Here is a 14,212-nt window from a genome sequence, read left to right as displayed (position 1 = left end):
CCGCGTCCTCAGGCCAGCAGGTCCGACTGGAGGGTCGCCACCTGGCGGAACGCGGCGGCGGGTACGCCCTTGGGGTTGGTCATGGTGACCACGCCCACGAGGTCGCCCGCGGACAGGTACGCCAGCCGGACGGTCGACTCGGCGCCGGGCGCGGAGGGCCGGGCCACGAAGACGGCGAAGTTCACGTCGAACACGGTGTCCCAGTCCGGGGGCGTGAACGCCGCCAGTTCGGGGACGTCCTTCGGGGCCGCGTTGTCACGCAGTCCGGTGAAGGCGGACCGGCCCTCGAAGGAGGAACCGAAGGCGAGCAGACGGATCTGGGTGCGGGTGCCGTCGTCGGCGGTCCACTCGCGGACGGCGGCGGCCCGGCAGGCGTTCTGGAACAGGACGGAGCGCACTGCGGCCGGATCCTTCTGGGCGTCGGCGAAGGCGTCGCAGACGATCGGATCGGCGACGGCTCCCGGTGTGGCCCCGGTCGAGGGGGACACGGCAGGGGAGGCCGAGGAGGTGGCCGACGCGGTCGCGCCGACGCTCGTACTCGCACTCGGGGTTGCGGCGGGCGGCGGGAACGCGGCCGGGACGAGCGAGCCGCCGGCCTCCTTGGGCACGGGTAGGAGCAGACCTCGTAGGTCGGCCGCGTGCCGGCTCTTGTTCTCCTTGGGAGCGGCCTTGCCGGACGGCAGCGGTGGCAGCACCAGCGGAGGGAAGGTGTACCGGCCGTCGCCCTTGGTGGCCAGCCCCGGAAGGTCGGTGCGCTCGGGCGCCGTGACGGCGAGCGCGCTGCCCGTTCCGGCCAGCGCGCACACCACGGCGGCGGCGCCCCAGCGCAGAGCCGCCTTCCGCCGACGGGTGCTGCGGGCGGTGCGCCCCTCGTCGGCCGGGGGGACGTCGGTGAGGAGCCCGTCGGCCGGGGGGATGTCGGTCGCGGGAACGTCGGTGGCGGGAGCATCGGCGGTGGGAGCGGCCTGGGCGGGGTCGGCAGGCGTCGGCGGAGCGACCGGGAGCGCCGGGCCGTCCGGCACGGCGGGGGTGTCGCTGCTGTCGGTCATACGGAGGCTCCCGGGCGGGCGAGGCGGTCGAGCTGCTGGGTCAGGAGGGCGACGATGGTGTCCTTGGACAGCGGCGCCACGCCCTCGGCGGTCATCACGACCAGGAGGTCGCCCTCGGCCGCGGAGCAGTTCATCCGGTCGATGGGCGCGGACGGCGGCGCGGGCAGCAGGTAGCAGTGTGCCTCGGGGTGGCCCGGCACCGTCGGGCCGAGCCGGAAGAGCCCGGTGTCACTTGTGAACACGGCCGTGTACTCGTTCATCGTCTGCACCTCCTGCTGGTTGAACTGGTGCAGCTTCATCCCGATGACGAGGTCGCCCCTCTGGCTCTTGTAGGTCCGCACGCCGCTGGCCTTGACGTGCAGGTCCTTCCAGGACTGGCGGAGTTTGTCCCGCTTCTCCTTGGGAATCTCGCCGAGGTCGTCGTCGAACGCGGCGGCCAGCTGGTCGGCCGTCAGCTCGGTGTCGTTGCCGTCGCCTCCGGCGTCCGGTCCGAGCTCGAAGCCGGTCGGGACGGGCAGCAGCAGGTCCCGCAGGGAGCCGAAGTGGTTGCCGTTGGACTTCGCGCCGAACGGCGTGGCGGCGGCCGTCGGGGCGGGGACAGCGGTGGCCGGTGCGGCGACCGCGACCGGCGCGGGATCGTCGTACCGGATCTCGATGATCCCGACGCCGATGACCACGCCGGCCAGGGCCGCCGCGGCGGTCGCGCCGCCGGCGCGCAGGACCCGGCGGGTCGTGGCGGAGGCGGGGGCCGGAACCTGGGTGGGGGTCGGGGACAGGGACTCGGCGGCCTCGGCCGACGGCCCGGGGACCACGGGGTCGGTCACACTGCTGTCGGTCATTTCAGCCGCTCCCACTGCTGCTTGGCGAGGTCCTTCACGAACTCGGCGTCCACCGGCTTCTCGCCGAAGACCTTGATCTCCATCAACACGGTGCCGCGCTGCGCGAAGGCGACGCCGGGATAGAAGGGCTCGGTCGTCTCGGCCCAATACGAAGGCTTGTCCTCGACCTGGTAGCCGCCGTTGGCATCGGCGGCGAAGGGCTCCAGATAGGTCATCCCGTACTTGGCCTTGTTCGCCTCGCTGGCGAAGTCGGGGCCGAATTGGACCAGGGAGACCCGGACTATCAGACCGTTCTTCTGCCAGTTGACCTCCGCCGCACGGCGGAAGCCGCCCCGGTTCAGGGTGGTGAAAACCGAGGCCGACTTCCCGACGTGCTCGGCGCGGTCGCCGACGGTGACCCAGGTCGGGATGTCCGGGTAGTCGTCCCAGGGCTTGCTGCCGCCCGGCGCTTCGATCAGCAGCTTCCGCAGGTCGCCGTCGATGGCGAGCGGCGGGGGCGTGGCCGCGGCGGCGGCCGCCTGGTCCAGCACCTCCGACGGGTACGTCGGCAGCGCCACCTGGATCGGTGGCAGCGGCGTCGGCGGGCGGTTCGCCTGGACGGCGTAGCCGAAGCCTCCGCCGGCGGCGGTTCCGAGCACCAGCCCGGAGACCAGCAGCAGGACCGGACGCGGTCGGCGCGGACGCCGGGCGGGCGCCGGGTCGGGGAGGGAACCGGTGGCCGGCTCGGCCGACGGCGGCGCGGGTGGTGCGACGGGCGGGGGCGGCGGCTCGTCGACGGGCGACGGCGCCACGGGTTCGGTGGTCACGCGAGGACTCCAGGGAAGAGGGAGGGGCCGGCGGGGTCAGCGGCCGGAGGTCAGCCAGTCGCGCTGGCGCTTCATCAGATCGCTCAGCAGCGCCTTGTCCGGGTCGCCCTTCACCTCGACGTCGATCGTGTACTCCACGTCGCCCTGACTGGAGATGCCGCTCATCGAGCCGGTGTAGGCCGCCTGCTTGGGCTTGCTGATGTACCCGCGGGCGGCGGAGTCGCCGGTGACCTCGATGGTGGGCAGGTCCCTGGTGTCGTACTTGGCGAAGAACTCCGCCTGCGAGGCGCTCGCGAACCGCAGCAGGGTGACGGTGACCTCGGCCTTGCCGTCCGCCGTGCGGTAGGTCCGGGTGACGGCGTCCTTGTAGCCGAGCGAGCGGAGGGTGCGCATGATGTCCGCCCCGTCGCCGGCCTCCTCGATCAGCTCCTGGTCGGACAGCGGTATGCCGTCGGCCGGGCCGTAGGACTCGCCGCCCTGAGGGATGGGGAGCAGGAAGTACCGCAGGTCGCCGTCGTGCCGGCCGTCCTTGACGGTGCCCGTGACGGTGCTCGTCGGAACGGGAGCCGGAGCGGGCGGCGCGACGCTCGCCGAAGCGGCGGCGGAGGGTGAGGCCGTGGGTGAGGCCGAGGGCGACGCGGTCGGGCTCGCGGAAGTCGGTGCGACCGCCGCCGCGGTGACGGCCGGTCGGTTGCCGGGCTTGCCGACGGCCACCGTCACGGTGGCGCTGACCGCCGTGACGGCGAGCAGGCCTGTGGTGGCCAGCGCCACGGCGGCGGCGCGCGGCAGCCGCCGTCCGGGGGCGGGGCCGGGATCGGCGGCCGGGCCGGGATCGACGACGGGTGGCACGTGATCGTGCGCGGACAAGGGGTTCCCCCAGGGAAGGTCGGGAAGTGTGCGCACGGGCCGCTCGTGGGCACCTCGCGGCGGCTCTCACGGCCGCCCGTAGCGCTTCTGGCTGGAATTATGAGAGCGCGCCGCTTCCGCCGCCAACAAGATCAATCACCGCACTCCCTCCCAAGGTCCGACCAAAGGGACACGCCGTGATCGAACCGAAATCGTTCCGCTGGTTTCCGGGTGCTCTCCCTGGGTTCGGGCCGCTCGTGTCGGGTGGGTTCAGGCCGAAAAAATACCCCCACCCGTATACTGGGAGGAGAGGGAGCAGCCCTCTTCCCCTGATGCGAGGAGTCCTGAGATGTGTCGACGTACGACGTGCCGGAACTGCGGCAAGGCGAGCTACGCGGGGTGCGGCATGCACGTCGACCAGGTGCTCGCCGGAGTCGCCAAGGCCGACCGCTGCGCCTGCGACCGCGACGCGCAGAAGGGCGGGGGCTTCTTCGCGAGGCTCCTCGGCCGCCGCTGAACCTGAGGAGCCGCTCGATCGGGCCGTGCCGGGAATCCCCGGCACGGCCCGTTGCCGTGTCCGCGCAGGGCACCGGCCTCCTCCGCACACAGAACGCCGAAGGCCCGGACCGCCACAGGGGCGGACCGGGCCTTCGGGGCGGGCCGGACGCGGCTCAGTCGTGCGAGAAGGAGATCTTCGGCAGCACGCGGTCGAGCCAGGCCGGGGTGCGCCAGGCGGCGGCGCCGGTCAGGCGGAGCAGGACCGGCAGCAGCACCAGGCGGACCAGCGCGGCGTCCAGGAGGACGGCGACGCCGAGCACGATGCCCATCTCCTTGGGCGGGAGCGGCCCGGACAGGGCGAAGGTGAAGAACACCGCGACCATCACGCCCGCCGCCGCGAAGATCACCCGGCCGGAGTGGGCCAGCGCGCCGACCATGGCCTCGCGCGGATCGCCGCTGCGCTCGTAGTGCTCCTTGGCGGAGGCGAGCAGGAAGACCGTGTAGTCCATCGCGATGGCGAAGATCATCGCGAAGAAGAACACCGGTGCCCAGCCGTCCAGGAAGCCCTGCGGCGTGAAGCCGAGCAGCCCCGCGCCGTGCCCGTCCTGGAAGACCAGCCGGGCGACGCCGAAGGCCGCGCCGGTGGACAGCAGGCTGGCGGCCGTGCCGAGCGCCGCGATCAGCGGGGCGCGCAGGGCGACCAGCAGGAGCAGGAAGCCGAGGCCCATCACCACGCCGATGACCAGCGGGGTCTTCTCGGTCAGCAGGTGCTGGAGGTCCAGGTTCTCCACCGCGGCGCCGCCGACCAGGGCGTCGGACGGCAGCTCGGCGCGCAGCGCGTCGACGGTGCGGGCCAGGTCGGGGCTGGACGGGTCCACGGTGGGAACGGCCTGGACCATCGACCAGCCGGAGCCGTCGGCGGCCGGTTGCGCGGGCATCACACCGGCGATCCCGGGGGTGGCGGCCACGCCGGCGGCGACGTCCGCGGCCCCCGCGGCGGGGGTGAGGATCTGCAGGGTGCCGGGCGCCCCGGGGCCGAAGGCCTGCTGGACGGCGGTGTAGCCGGCGCGGGCGCTGGCGTCCCCCGGCAGCACGGTGATGGAGGGCATGGCGGTCCGCAGCCCGATGACGGGCCCGGCGAGCGCGATCAGGGCGGCGAGGGCCAGGGCGCCGTAGCGCAGCGGGTGCTTCCACAGCCGCTCGCCCCAGGCGGCGAAGCGCGGCGATCGGTGCTCGCCGGTCTTCACCCACGGCAGGGCGAGGGCGTCGACGCGGTGGCCGAGCCGGCCGAGGACGGCGGGCAGCAGGGTGAGGGTGGCGGCGAGCACGAACAGGACGGCCAGCATGATGCCGCCGGCCATCGAGCGGAACGCGGGGGAGGGCACCAGCATCACGGCCGAGAGGCTGACCAGCACCGTCGCGCCGGACAGCAGGACGGCCTTGCCCGCGGTGTCCATGGTCTCGGCGACCGCCGCGGTGCTGCTGAGCCGGCCCTCCCGGGCCGGGTTCCGGCGGGCGGCGGCCGCCCGGGCGCTGCGGAAGCGGACCACCAGGAAGAGCGCGTAGTCGATGCCGAGGGCGAGCGCGAACATCATCGCGAAGTTCATCGCCCAGATGGAGACCGGGAACAGGTGGCTGATGAGGACCAGTGAGCCCGCCGAGGCGGCGAGTCCGGCCATGGTCAGGATCAGCGGCAGTCCGGCGGCGACCAGCGAGCCGAAGGCGAGCACCAGGATGGCCAGGGTGACCGGCCAGGACATGATCTCGGACTTCATCATGGCGTCGTGGTTGGCCTTGTTGAAGTCGCTCCACAGCACGGACGCGCCGGTGGCGTGGACGTCGACGCCGTCGCCGGAGAGGGCGTTCAGTGGTCCCTTGAGGTCGTCGGCCGCGCGGACCATGTCGTCGGGGGAGGCCTTGGCGCCGGCGAGCAGGACGGCGGTCCGGCCGTCCTGGGCGATGGTCGCGCCGGGCTGCGGCGCCACCACGGTGGAGACCCGGGGGTCGGCCGCCGCGATCTCGCCCGCCCGGGCGATCACCTGCTGGACGTCCGGTTCGGTGATCGGCCGGTCGGCGGCGACCACGATCTGCAGCGCGGAGGAGGCGTTGCCGGCGAAGTGCTGTTCGGCGATCTGCCGGACCTTCACCGACTCGGATCCGTCGGCCTGCCAGCCGGCCCCGGAGAGCGCCGAGGTCACCTGCGGGGCGAACGCGCCGAGGCCGACGACGACCAGCAGCCAGCCGGCCAGCACGGCCTTGAAGTGGCGGACGGACCAGGTGCCGAGCCGTCCGAGCAGGCCCGGGGGAGGGGGCGGCTCGGACGGCGCGGCGGTGGCCGGCCGGCCGAGGGTGGTGTCCGGGTGCTTCACGGGTCGCTCCGTTCCTGCGGCGCCCGGCGGGGGCGCGAAAATACGGGTGGGGGTATATGCGGGGCCAAGGGGAGGGGCCCGCCACGGGCGGGCCCCGTCGTTCGTCCGGTCGGCGGTGCGGCCGGCCGGTCGGTCAGCCGGTCAGCGCGGCCAGCGCGCCGCGCAGCCGGGTGGCCGCCTCGTCGGCGACGGCCTGCAGCGCGGGCCGCCCGGTGACCTGGACCATCAGCTGCGGGTCCATCGCCTCGACGACGGTGCGGCCGCCGTCCGCCCGGACCACGACGTTGCAGGGCAGCAGCAGCCCGATGTGCCGGTCGGCCTGGAGGGCGCGGTGGGCCAGCGGCGGATTGCAGGCGCCGAGGATCAGGTAGTCCTCGATCTCCTCGCCGATCTTGGCCTTGAGGGTCGCGCGGACGTCGATCTCGGTGAGGATGCCGAAGCCCTGCTCGGCGAGCGCGGCGCGCACGCGCTCGACGGTCTCGGCGAAGGGCAGGTCGAGGGTGACGGGGATCCCGTAGTCCATGGGGTGCTCCATTCCTGGCTTCCTGGTGGGGGGTGGCGGGTCAGGCGAGGGCGAGGAACAGCCTCTCCAGTTCGGTCTCGCTCATCGGCGGCGTGCCGCCGCCCGCGGCGGTGCACTGGCGCATGCCGCTGGCCACGATCTTGAACCCGGCCCGATCGAGGGCGCGGGAGGCGGCGGCGAGTTGCGTCACGATGTCCCGGCAGTCCCGCCCGGACTCGATCATCGCGATCACACCGCTGAGCTGGCCCTGGGCCCGCCGCAGCCGGTTGAGCGCCGGGCCGAGCGCGTCCTCGTCGACCTTGACGGTCGGTTCCTGCGACATGTCCTTCTCCTTGCTCGTCCGGCCCGCGGCTGCTCGTCCGCCCGGGCCGGCTTCCCTGGTCGGGTCCCGCCCGCGCGGCTCAGACCGCGCGGCTCAGACCGCCGCGGGCCGGTGCGCCGCGTCCCAGGCGGCGTAGCCGCCCAGCAGGTCGGCGACCTCGTCGCGGCCGTGGTGGCGCAGCAGACTGGCGGCGATCGAGGAGCGGTGGCCGCCGGCGCAGTGGACGACCACCGGCCGGTCCGCCGGGATCTCCGCGAGGCGGCCCGGGAGCTCGTTGAGCGCGATGTGCACGGAGCCCTCGACGGCGCCCTCGGCGCGCTCGCCGCAGGTGCGGACGTCGATCACCAGCGGGGGGTGCTCGGCGGCGAGGGCGGTGCGCAGCTGGTCGACGGTGAGTCGCGCCGCGGGGGCGAGCTGGTCGGCGAGGGCGGCCAGGCCGGTGTCGGGCTCGGCCAGGTGGCCGACGGTGCGGTCGAAGCCGATCCGGGCCAGCCGGGTGACGACCTCGCCCTCGCGGCCGTCCGGCGCGACGACGAGGAGGGCGGCGTCCGGGGTGAGCACGGCGCCGGCCTGCTCGGCGAAGCGGCCGTCGGCGGGGACGTTGACGGCCCCGCGCAGGTGTCCGGCCGCGAACTCCTGCGGGCTGCGGGCGTCGACGACCACCGCGCCGTCGCGCCGGTGGGCCGCGAACTCCTCGGCGGTGAGGGGGCGGTGGGCGAGCGCGGCGTCGAACAGGCCGCGGTCCTGCCGGTTGAGGGCGGCGTCGTGGCCGAAGTACCCGGGGGCGGCGGACTGGCCGGCCGTGACGATCGCCACGAACGCGTCCTCGCTCATCGGCGCGCAGGCGTAGTTGGTGGCGCGCTGGGCGCCGATGGTGGACTGGCGCTCGGTGGACAGGTTCTTGCCGCAGGAGGAGCCGGCGCCGTGGGCGGGGAAGACCCGGACCTCGTCGGGCAGGGCCATCAGCTTGTGCTGGACGCTGCGGTGGAGCATCCGGCCGAGCTCCTCGGCCGTGGTGCCCGCCGAGGCCAGCAGGTCGGGGCGGCCGACGTCGCCGATGAACAGCGCGTCGCCGGTCAGGACGCCGTACGGGACGGTGTCCGCGGCCTGCTCGAACACCAGGACGCTGATCGACTCGGGGGTGTGCCCGGGCGTCTCCATGATCTGCAGCGTGACCTCGCCCAGGCCGATCCGCTCGCCGTCGGCGAGCCCGCGGATCGGGTACTCGGTGACCGCCCGGCGGCCGTAGCCGATCCACGCGCCGGTGCGGGCCGCCAGCTCCAGGTGTCCGGCCAGGAAGTCGGCGTGGAAGTGGGTGTTGATGACGGCCTCGACGGTGAAGCCGTGCGCCTCGGCGTCGGCGACGTACTCGTCGATGTCCCGGCGCGGGTCGATCACGACCGCGCGGCCGGTGGTCTCGTCGGCGACCAGGTAGGAGGCCTGCGAGAGACAGTCGAGGTAGTACTGGGCGAAGAACACGTGGATCGCTCCTGCATCCGATGGCATCCGGGTCCGAAAAATACCCACTGGGGTATCCGTCGCTTCCCACCATACCCCCGGGGGTAAATTTCGGCGAAGGGCGACGCCCGGACTGAGGGGGTTCGTCCCCGGCGGGGCGGGGCCGGAGGGGGTCCGGTGCCGGATTCGGACGGGAGTTCGGCGGCCGCCGGGTATTGTCAGGAAACTTTACTTTCTACTACGCTCCCGGGCGGCGGCTCGGCGCGGCGCCCGCACCGGATGGGGCGCGACGTGCTCAGCGAGAGCTCTGACCCGGCCGCTGCGGTGATGTGATCACCGCTTTTGCCGGTGGACGCGTGCCTGGTGTGCACCGGAGTCCAGCTCTCACCGTTTGCAAGGTCAGGGAGGACAAGGATGCGTTCCGGCGTCTCGGTAAGGCCTGTCCATGTCGGTGTGTTCGCCGCCGTGCTCGTTCTGCTCGGCGGCCTGGTGCTCGGTTGGCCCGGGCGGGCGGGAGCGGCGGCCGATCCGCTGCTCTCGCGCGGGAAGGCCGCGACGGCCTCCTCCACGGAGGGATCCTCGTACGCGGCGGCCAAGGCGTTCGACGGCAGCTCCACCACGCGGTGGGCGAGCGAGGAGGGCAAGGACCCGCAGTGGCTGCGGGTGGACCTCGGGGCGAACGCCACCGTCTCGCGGGTGAAGCTGAGCTGGGAGGCCGCGTACGCCAAGGCGTACCGGCTGGAGGTGTCGGCGGACGGGGTGACCTGGACGGCGATCGCGGAGGAGAAGGCCGGCAACGGCGGGACCGACGACTGGACGGGCCTGGCCGGCAAGGGCCGCTACGTCCGGATGTACGGGACGGCGCGCGCCACCTCGTACGGGTACTCGCTGTTCGAGCTGGAGGTGTACGGGGCCCTGAGCGGCGGCCCGTCGCCGACCGGCTCGCCCACCGGCTCGCCCACCGGGCCGTCGGGCGGGGCGTTCACCGTGGTGGCGGCCGGCGACATCGCCGCCCAGTGCACCGCCTCGGACAGCGGCTGCGCTCACCCCAGGACCGCCGCGCTGGCCCAGCAGATCGACCCGAGGTTCTATCTGACGATGGGTGACAACCAGTACGACGACGCCCGGTTGGCGGACTTCAAGAACTACTACGACAAGAGCTGGGGCGCGTTCAAGGCCAAGACCCACCCGGTGCCGGGCAACCACGAGACCTACGACCCGGCCGGGTCGCTGGCCGGGTACAAGGCGTACTTCGGCAGCATCGCCTACCCGCAGGGCAAGAGCTGGTACAGCTTCGACGAGGGCAACTGGCACTTCGTCGCGCTGGACTCCAACGCCTTCGACCAGAGCGCCCAGATCGACTGGCTGAAGGCCGACCTGGCGGCCAACGCCAAGAAGTGCGTCGCCGCCTACTGGCACCACCCGCTGTACTCCTCCGGCGGCCACGGCAACGACCCGGTCTCCCGGCCGGTGTGGCGGATCCTCTACGACGCCAAGGCCGACCTGGTGCTGAACGGGCACGACCACCACTACGAGCGGTTCGCCCCGCAGAACCCGGACGGCAAGGCCGCCGCGGACGGGATCGTCGAGATCGTCGGCGGGATGGGCGGTGCCGAGCCCTACCCGATCGAGCAGGTCCAGCCCAACAGCCAGAAGCGGATCAGCGGCGACTACGGCGTGCTGAAGCTGGACTTCACCGACTCCGGCTACGGCTGGACCTACGTGGGCGCGGACGGCCAGGTCAAGGACACCAGCCCGACCTACAGCTGCCACTGATGATGTACCTGGCCACCACCGGCCGCCGCTCGGACGCGCCGCCCCGCCCCGCCGGGGCAGGGCGGCGCGTCCCCGGCACGGTCGTCGCGCTCGGGGCGGTCAGCCTGGTGACCGACGTCTCCTCGGAGATGGTCACCGCCGTGCTGCCGCTCTACCTGGTGCTGGGCCTCGGCCTCTCACCCCTCCAGTTCGGTTTCCTCGACGGGCTGTTCAACGGCGCCACCGCGCTGGTCCGGCTGCTCGGCGGCCGGCTCGCCGACCGGGGCGGCGGGCGCCACCGAACGGTCGCCGGGGCGGGCTACCTGCTGTCGGCGCTCTCCCGGCTCGGGCTGCTGCTGGCCGGCGGCGCGGCGGGCGGGATCGCCGCCGCGCTGGCCGCCGACCGGCTCGGCAAGGGCGTGCGGACCGCCCCGCGGGACGCCATGATCACGCTCAGCGCACCGCCGGAGGCGCTCGGCCGGGCCTTCGGCGTGCACCGGGCGATGGACACTACGGGGGCGCTGCTCGGTCCGCTGGTCGCCTTCGCGGTGCTGTGGGCGACGGCGGACGCGTACGACGCCGTCTTCGTGGTCAGCTTCGCCACCGGCCTGCTCGGCGTGCTCGTCCTGGTCCTCTTCGTCCCGGCCGGCGCGGGACTGTCCGGCGCGGGGCTGTCCGGCGCGGGGCTGTCCGGCGCACCGGTGCCGGTCGCGGCCGCGCCGAAGCCGGCCCGGCCGAAGCACCGGGTGCTGCGCGACCCCGTCTTCCGGCGGGTGACCGCGGCCGCCGCGCTGCTGGGGGCGGCGACGATCGGCGACTCCTTCCTCTACCTGCTCCTCCAGCGCGGACTGGACCTCGAACCGGTGCTCTTCCCGCTGCTCCCGCTCGGCGCGGCGGCGTGCTACCTGCTGCTGGCCGTCCCGGCCGGGCGGATCGCGGACCGGGCCGGGCGGCGGACCCCGTTCCTGCTCGGGCACGTCGCCCTGCTCGGGGCCTACCTCACCCTGCTGGCGCCGCTCGGCTGGCCGAGCGCCGTCCTCGTCCTCGCCCTGCTCGGCGTCTTCTACGCGGCCACCGACGGCGTGTTGATGGCGCTGGCCGGGCCGGTGCTTCCGGCCGGTGGCCGGGCGGGCGGGCTCGCGGTGCTGCAGACCGGGCAGGCGCTGGCCCGGCTGGTCGGGGCCGCCGGCTTCGGCGTCGCCTGGACCTGGTGGGGGCCGCGCCCGGCGCTGCTGGCCGCGGCCCTCGCCCTGACCGCCGCCCTCGCCGCCGCCTGGCGGATCCTGCCGGGAAGGGAGAACCCGTGAACCCGCTGAACCCCCGGGCGACCGGGAAGGCACGGACGACCGTGCTGGTCCTCGCCGTCCTCGTCCTGCTGGGCGGCTCGATCGGCTACGTGCTGCACGCCCGCGAGCGCGGCGGCGGGCAGCGCCTCGTCGCGGCGGAGGCCTCGTTCACCCTGCACGAGCCGGGCCTCTACTACCGCGACACCGCCACCGGGCGGGTCGCCCGCACCCCGGGCGCGCCCGACGGGCCGTCCTGCGCGCGGTTCTACGCGGCGGGGGAGCGGGCCCTGTGCCTGCGGGCGCTGCCCGGCACCCCGGCCCGCACCCAGGCGGTGGTCTACGACCGGGCCTTCACCGAGCTGCGGACGGTGACCGTGCCGGGCATCCCGAACCGGGCCCGGGTGTCACCCTCCGGGCAGGTGCTCTCCTGGACCACCTTCGCGGTCGGCGACTCCTACGCGAAGAGCGGCTTCTCCACCCGTACGTCGATCCTGGACCTGCGCACCGGCTACCTGGTCAAGTCGATCGAGGAGATCCCGCTGACCATGGGCGGCGGCCGGTACCACGCCGCCGACGTCAACTACTGGGGCGTCAACTTCGCGGCCGACGACAACCGCTTCTACGCCACCGTCGCGACCGGCGGCCGCACCCACCTGGTCGAGGGCGACCTCGGGGCGTGGTCGGCCCGCACCCTGCGGGAGAACGTGGAGTGCCCCTCGCTCTCCCCGGACGGCACCCGGATCGCCTTCAAGAAGAAGGTCTCGGACGACCCGGCCGCCCCCTGGCGGCTCTACGTCCTCGACCTGGCCGACCTGCGGGAGCACCCGCTGGCCGAGTCGCACAGCGTCGACGACCAGGCGGCCTGGCTGGACGACGCCACCCTCGGCTACGCCCTCCCGGCCCGCGAGGGCAAGGGCAGCGACCTGTGGTCCGTCCCCGCGGACGGGACCGGCGCACCGAGGCTGCTGGTCCCCGGCGGCTCCTCACCGGTGGCCGTCCCGCCGGCGCCGGCGCACTGACCGGACGGGGTCGGCCCGCATACGCCGTGCGGGCCGACCCGGCCGACCCGGGCCGTCCCCGGCCGTCCCCGGGAGGACGGGCCCACCCGCCCGGACGCCGCTCGCGGGGCCGGTCAGCCGAACTGGCCGGGCTGGTACGCCCCGGCGGGCTGCCGGTTGATGACGTTGATCCGGTTGTAGGCGTTGATCACGGCGATCAGCGAGATCAGCGCGGCCAACTGGTCCTCGTCGTAGTACTTGGCGGCGTTCGCCCAGGCCTCGTCGGTGACGCCGCCGGCGGCGTCCGCGATCCGGGTGCCCTGCTCCGTCAGCTCCAGCGCCGCGCGCTCGGCGTCCGTGAAGACGGTGGCCTCCCGCCAGACCGCCACCAGGTTGAGCCGCAGGGCGGTCTCTCCCGCGTGCGCGGCGTCCTTGGTGTGCATGTCGGTGCAGAACCCGCAGCCGTTGATCTGGCTCGCGCGGATCTTCACCAGCTCCTGCGTGGCGTGCGGCAGCGCGGAGTCCGACAGCGCCTTGCCCGCCGAGTTGATGTGCCGCAGGACCTTGGCCCCGACGCCGTTGCCGAAGTAGTCGAGACGGGCGTCCATGGTGTGCTCCTCAAGTCGAAGTGATTCACCCCTCTGACCGGGAAGCGGCGCGGAATGTGACAGCGTTCCGGTGTGGCCTGCGTCACACGGTGGCCGTCGCGGGCCGGGATCACCCGCCCTCGGTGAACGCCTCGCGCAGCCGGGCCTCCTCGTCGGCCGACAGGTTCGTCTCGATGAGTTCGGCGTGCTGTCCCTCGAACGCTGACCTCACCCGGTCGAGCACGGCGTCGGAGCTGAGGACGAACAGCGCGGAGCTGCCGGGCGTCACCGTCCGCCGGACCTGCTGGACGAAGTCGTCGTCGATGCCGACGTGCGCCAGATGGCCCCCCAGTGCGCCGCCGGCCGCGCCCACCGCCGCGCCGAGCACGGGGACGAAGAAGATCATCCCGAGCAGGAACCCCCAGAAGGCCCCGCCCAGGGCGCCCATGCCGGTCAGGTCGCCCAGGTGGCGGGTCCTGGGCTTGCGGGCGTCCCCCGGCCAGCTGACCACGGCCCCGTCCTGGAGCGTGATCAGCTCCTGGCGCTGCAGCTTCCGCAGCGTGTCGAGGGCTTCCTCGGCCCCGGCCGCGGTGGGGAAGCGCCATACCGTCAGGGTCGCCATCATGGCCTCCGGCCGAGCGGGAACGTACGACAGGCCCATCGTCGGTCCGGGCCCCGGGCCTCGCCAGGCACGGCGGCCGGACGGGCGACCGGGGACCACCGGAAGGACGCCGCCGGATTGCCCCGGGCGCCGACCGGCCGGAGCGTGGCAGCACTCTCCCGCGCGGCGGGACGCACCGGGCCGCGGTCGATCCGGGCCGCCGTCGGGTCCCGGGCCGCGGTCGGGCCCGGCCGCCGTCGAGTGCCCGGCGGGGG

At 74.0% G+C, this 14,212-nt stretch carries 14 protein-coding genes; 4 read left to right on the top strand and 10 right to left on the bottom strand.

Going from position 1 to position 14,212, the window contains the following annotated elements:
* Positions 1 to 8 precede the first annotated feature (8 nt).
* The 4 genes from ACFVFS_RS06545 to ACFVFS_RS06530 are packed head-to-tail and all read right to left on the bottom strand — an operon-like array spanning position 9 to position 3,561.
* A complete protein-coding gene (locus ACFVFS_RS06545; protein ID WP_380620823.1) occupies positions 9 to 1,049 on the bottom strand; it encodes a hypothetical protein in 1,041 nt (346 codons plus the stop codon).
* Positions 1,046 to 1,888, bottom strand: a complete 843-nt coding sequence (locus ACFVFS_RS06540; RefSeq protein ID WP_380620821.1) for a hypothetical protein — start codon at positions 1,886 to 1,888, stop codon at positions 1,046 to 1,048. Before ACFVFS_RS06540 ends, ACFVFS_RS06545 begins: the two co-directional genes overlap by 4 nt.
* Positions 1,885 to 2,694: a hypothetical protein gene (locus ACFVFS_RS06535; protein WP_380620819.1), complete on the bottom strand. Its 810-nt coding sequence runs from the start codon at positions 2,692 to 2,694 to the stop codon at positions 1,885 to 1,887. Before ACFVFS_RS06535 ends, ACFVFS_RS06540 begins: the two co-directional genes overlap by 4 nt.
* Positions 2,695 to 2,730: 36 nt before the next feature.
* Positions 2,731 to 3,561 (bottom strand): hypothetical protein, encoded by an 831-nt coding sequence (locus ACFVFS_RS06530; RefSeq protein WP_380620817.1) that lies wholly within the window; start codon positions 3,559 to 3,561, stop codon positions 2,731 to 2,733.
* Positions 3,562 to 3,889: 328 nt separating this feature from the next.
* Between ACFVFS_RS06530 and ACFVFS_RS06525 the strand changes: the two genes are divergently transcribed.
* A complete protein-coding gene (locus ACFVFS_RS06525; RefSeq protein WP_376081403.1) occupies positions 3,890 to 4,057 on the top strand; it encodes a hypothetical protein in 168 nt (55 codons plus the stop codon).
* 154 nt (positions 4,058 to 4,211) lie between these two features.
* Here the strand turns inward: ACFVFS_RS06525 and ACFVFS_RS06520 are convergent, their stop codons facing one another.
* The 4 genes from ACFVFS_RS06520 to ACFVFS_RS06505 all read right to left on the bottom strand — a co-directional run bounded on the left by ACFVFS_RS06520 (position 4,212) and on the right by ACFVFS_RS06505 (position 8,731).
* The gene (locus ACFVFS_RS06520; protein WP_380620815.1) at positions 4,212 to 6,407 is read right to left on the bottom strand and encodes an MMPL family transporter; all 2,196 of its coding nucleotides are present in this window, start codon (positions 6,405 to 6,407) and stop codon (positions 4,212 to 4,214) included.
* Positions 6,408 to 6,540: 133 nt separating this feature from the next.
* The gene (locus tag ACFVFS_RS06515; RefSeq protein ID WP_380620969.1) at positions 6,541 to 6,930 is read right to left on the bottom strand and encodes a DUF302 domain-containing protein; all 390 of its coding nucleotides are present in this window, start codon (positions 6,928 to 6,930) and stop codon (positions 6,541 to 6,543) included.
* A 40-nt stretch (positions 6,931 to 6,970) separates the two neighbouring features.
* Entirely contained in the window at positions 6,971 to 7,252 is a 282-nt protein-coding gene (locus ACFVFS_RS06510; protein WP_380620813.1) for a metal-sensitive transcriptional regulator, read from the bottom strand.
* A 93-nt stretch (positions 7,253 to 7,345) separates the two neighbouring features.
* Complete coding sequence (locus ACFVFS_RS06505; protein ID WP_380620811.1) at positions 7,346 to 8,731, bottom strand: rhodanese-like domain-containing protein; 1,386 nt, start codon at positions 8,729 to 8,731, stop codon at positions 7,346 to 7,348.
* A gap of 432 nt (positions 8,732 to 9,163) precedes the next feature.
* On the opposite strand from ACFVFS_RS06505, the gene ACFVFS_RS06500 reads away from it, so the two are divergent.
* Genes ACFVFS_RS06500 through ACFVFS_RS06490 form a run of 3 tightly spaced genes read left to right on the top strand, consistent with a single transcriptional unit; the run spans position 9,164 to position 12,770 of the window.
* The gene (locus tag ACFVFS_RS06500; RefSeq protein ID WP_380620809.1) at positions 9,164 to 10,486 is read left to right on the top strand and encodes a discoidin domain-containing protein; all 1,323 of its coding nucleotides are present in this window, start codon (positions 9,164 to 9,166) and stop codon (positions 10,484 to 10,486) included.
* 2 nt (positions 10,487 to 10,488) lie between these two features.
* On the top strand, positions 10,489 to 11,772 hold the full coding sequence (locus tag ACFVFS_RS06495) for an MFS transporter (RefSeq protein WP_380620967.1): 1,284 nt from the start codon (positions 10,489 to 10,491) through the stop codon (positions 11,770 to 11,772).
* The gene (locus ACFVFS_RS06490; protein ID WP_380620807.1) at positions 11,769 to 12,770 is read left to right on the top strand and encodes a hypothetical protein; all 1,002 of its coding nucleotides are present in this window, start codon (positions 11,769 to 11,771) and stop codon (positions 12,768 to 12,770) included. Before ACFVFS_RS06495 ends, ACFVFS_RS06490 begins: the two co-directional genes overlap by 4 nt.
* 113 nt (positions 12,771 to 12,883) lie before the next feature.
* Here ACFVFS_RS06490 and ACFVFS_RS06485 read toward each other — a convergent pair whose 3' ends face one another.
* A complete protein-coding gene (locus tag ACFVFS_RS06485) occupies positions 12,884 to 13,357 on the bottom strand; it encodes a carboxymuconolactone decarboxylase family protein (protein ID WP_380620805.1) in 474 nt (157 codons plus the stop codon).
* 109 nt (positions 13,358 to 13,466) lie between these two features.
* Positions 13,467 to 13,958: a DUF1269 domain-containing protein gene (locus tag ACFVFS_RS06480; RefSeq protein ID WP_380620803.1), complete on the bottom strand. Its 492-nt coding sequence runs from the start codon at positions 13,956 to 13,958 to the stop codon at positions 13,467 to 13,469.
* Positions 13,959 to 14,212: the final 254 nt, after the last annotated feature.

The organism is Kitasatospora sp. NPDC057692 (genome assembly GCF_042799475.1).
Classification (GTDB): domain Bacteria; phylum Actinomycetota; class Actinomycetes; order Streptomycetales; family Streptomycetaceae; genus Kitasatospora.
The sequence above is the reverse complement of the archived record's forward strand: the minus strand, read 5'-3'. Positions and strand labels throughout refer to the sequence as shown.

Excerpts from the sequence above, each read along its gene's own strand:
- ACFVFS_RS06495 (WP_380620967.1), top strand. The coding sequence starts at position 10,489 with ATGTACCTGGCCACCACCGGCCGCCGCTCGGACGCGCCGCCCCGCCCC.
- ACFVFS_RS06510 (WP_380620813.1), bottom strand. The coding sequence starts at position 7,252 with ATGTCGCAGGAACCGACCGTCAAGGTCGACGAGGACGCGCTCGGCCCG.
- ACFVFS_RS06485 (WP_380620805.1), bottom strand. The coding sequence starts at position 13,357 with ATGGACGCCCGTCTCGACTACTTCGGCAACGGCGTCGGGGCCAAGGTC.
- ACFVFS_RS06480 (WP_380620803.1), bottom strand. The coding sequence starts at position 13,958 with ATGGCGACCCTGACGGTATGGCGCTTCCCCACCGCGGCCGGGGCCGAG.
- ACFVFS_RS06540 (WP_380620821.1), bottom strand. The coding sequence starts at position 1,888 with ATGACCGACAGCAGTGTGACCGACCCCGTGGTCCCCGGGCCGTCGGCC.
- ACFVFS_RS06525 (WP_376081403.1), top strand. The coding sequence starts at position 3,890 with ATGTGTCGACGTACGACGTGCCGGAACTGCGGCAAGGCGAGCTACGCG.
- ACFVFS_RS06545 (WP_380620823.1), bottom strand. The coding sequence starts at position 1,049 with ATGACCGACAGCAGCGACACCCCCGCCGTGCCGGACGGCCCGGCGCTC.
- ACFVFS_RS06515 (WP_380620969.1), bottom strand. The coding sequence starts at position 6,930 with ATGGACTACGGGATCCCCGTCACCCTCGACCTGCCCTTCGCCGAGACC.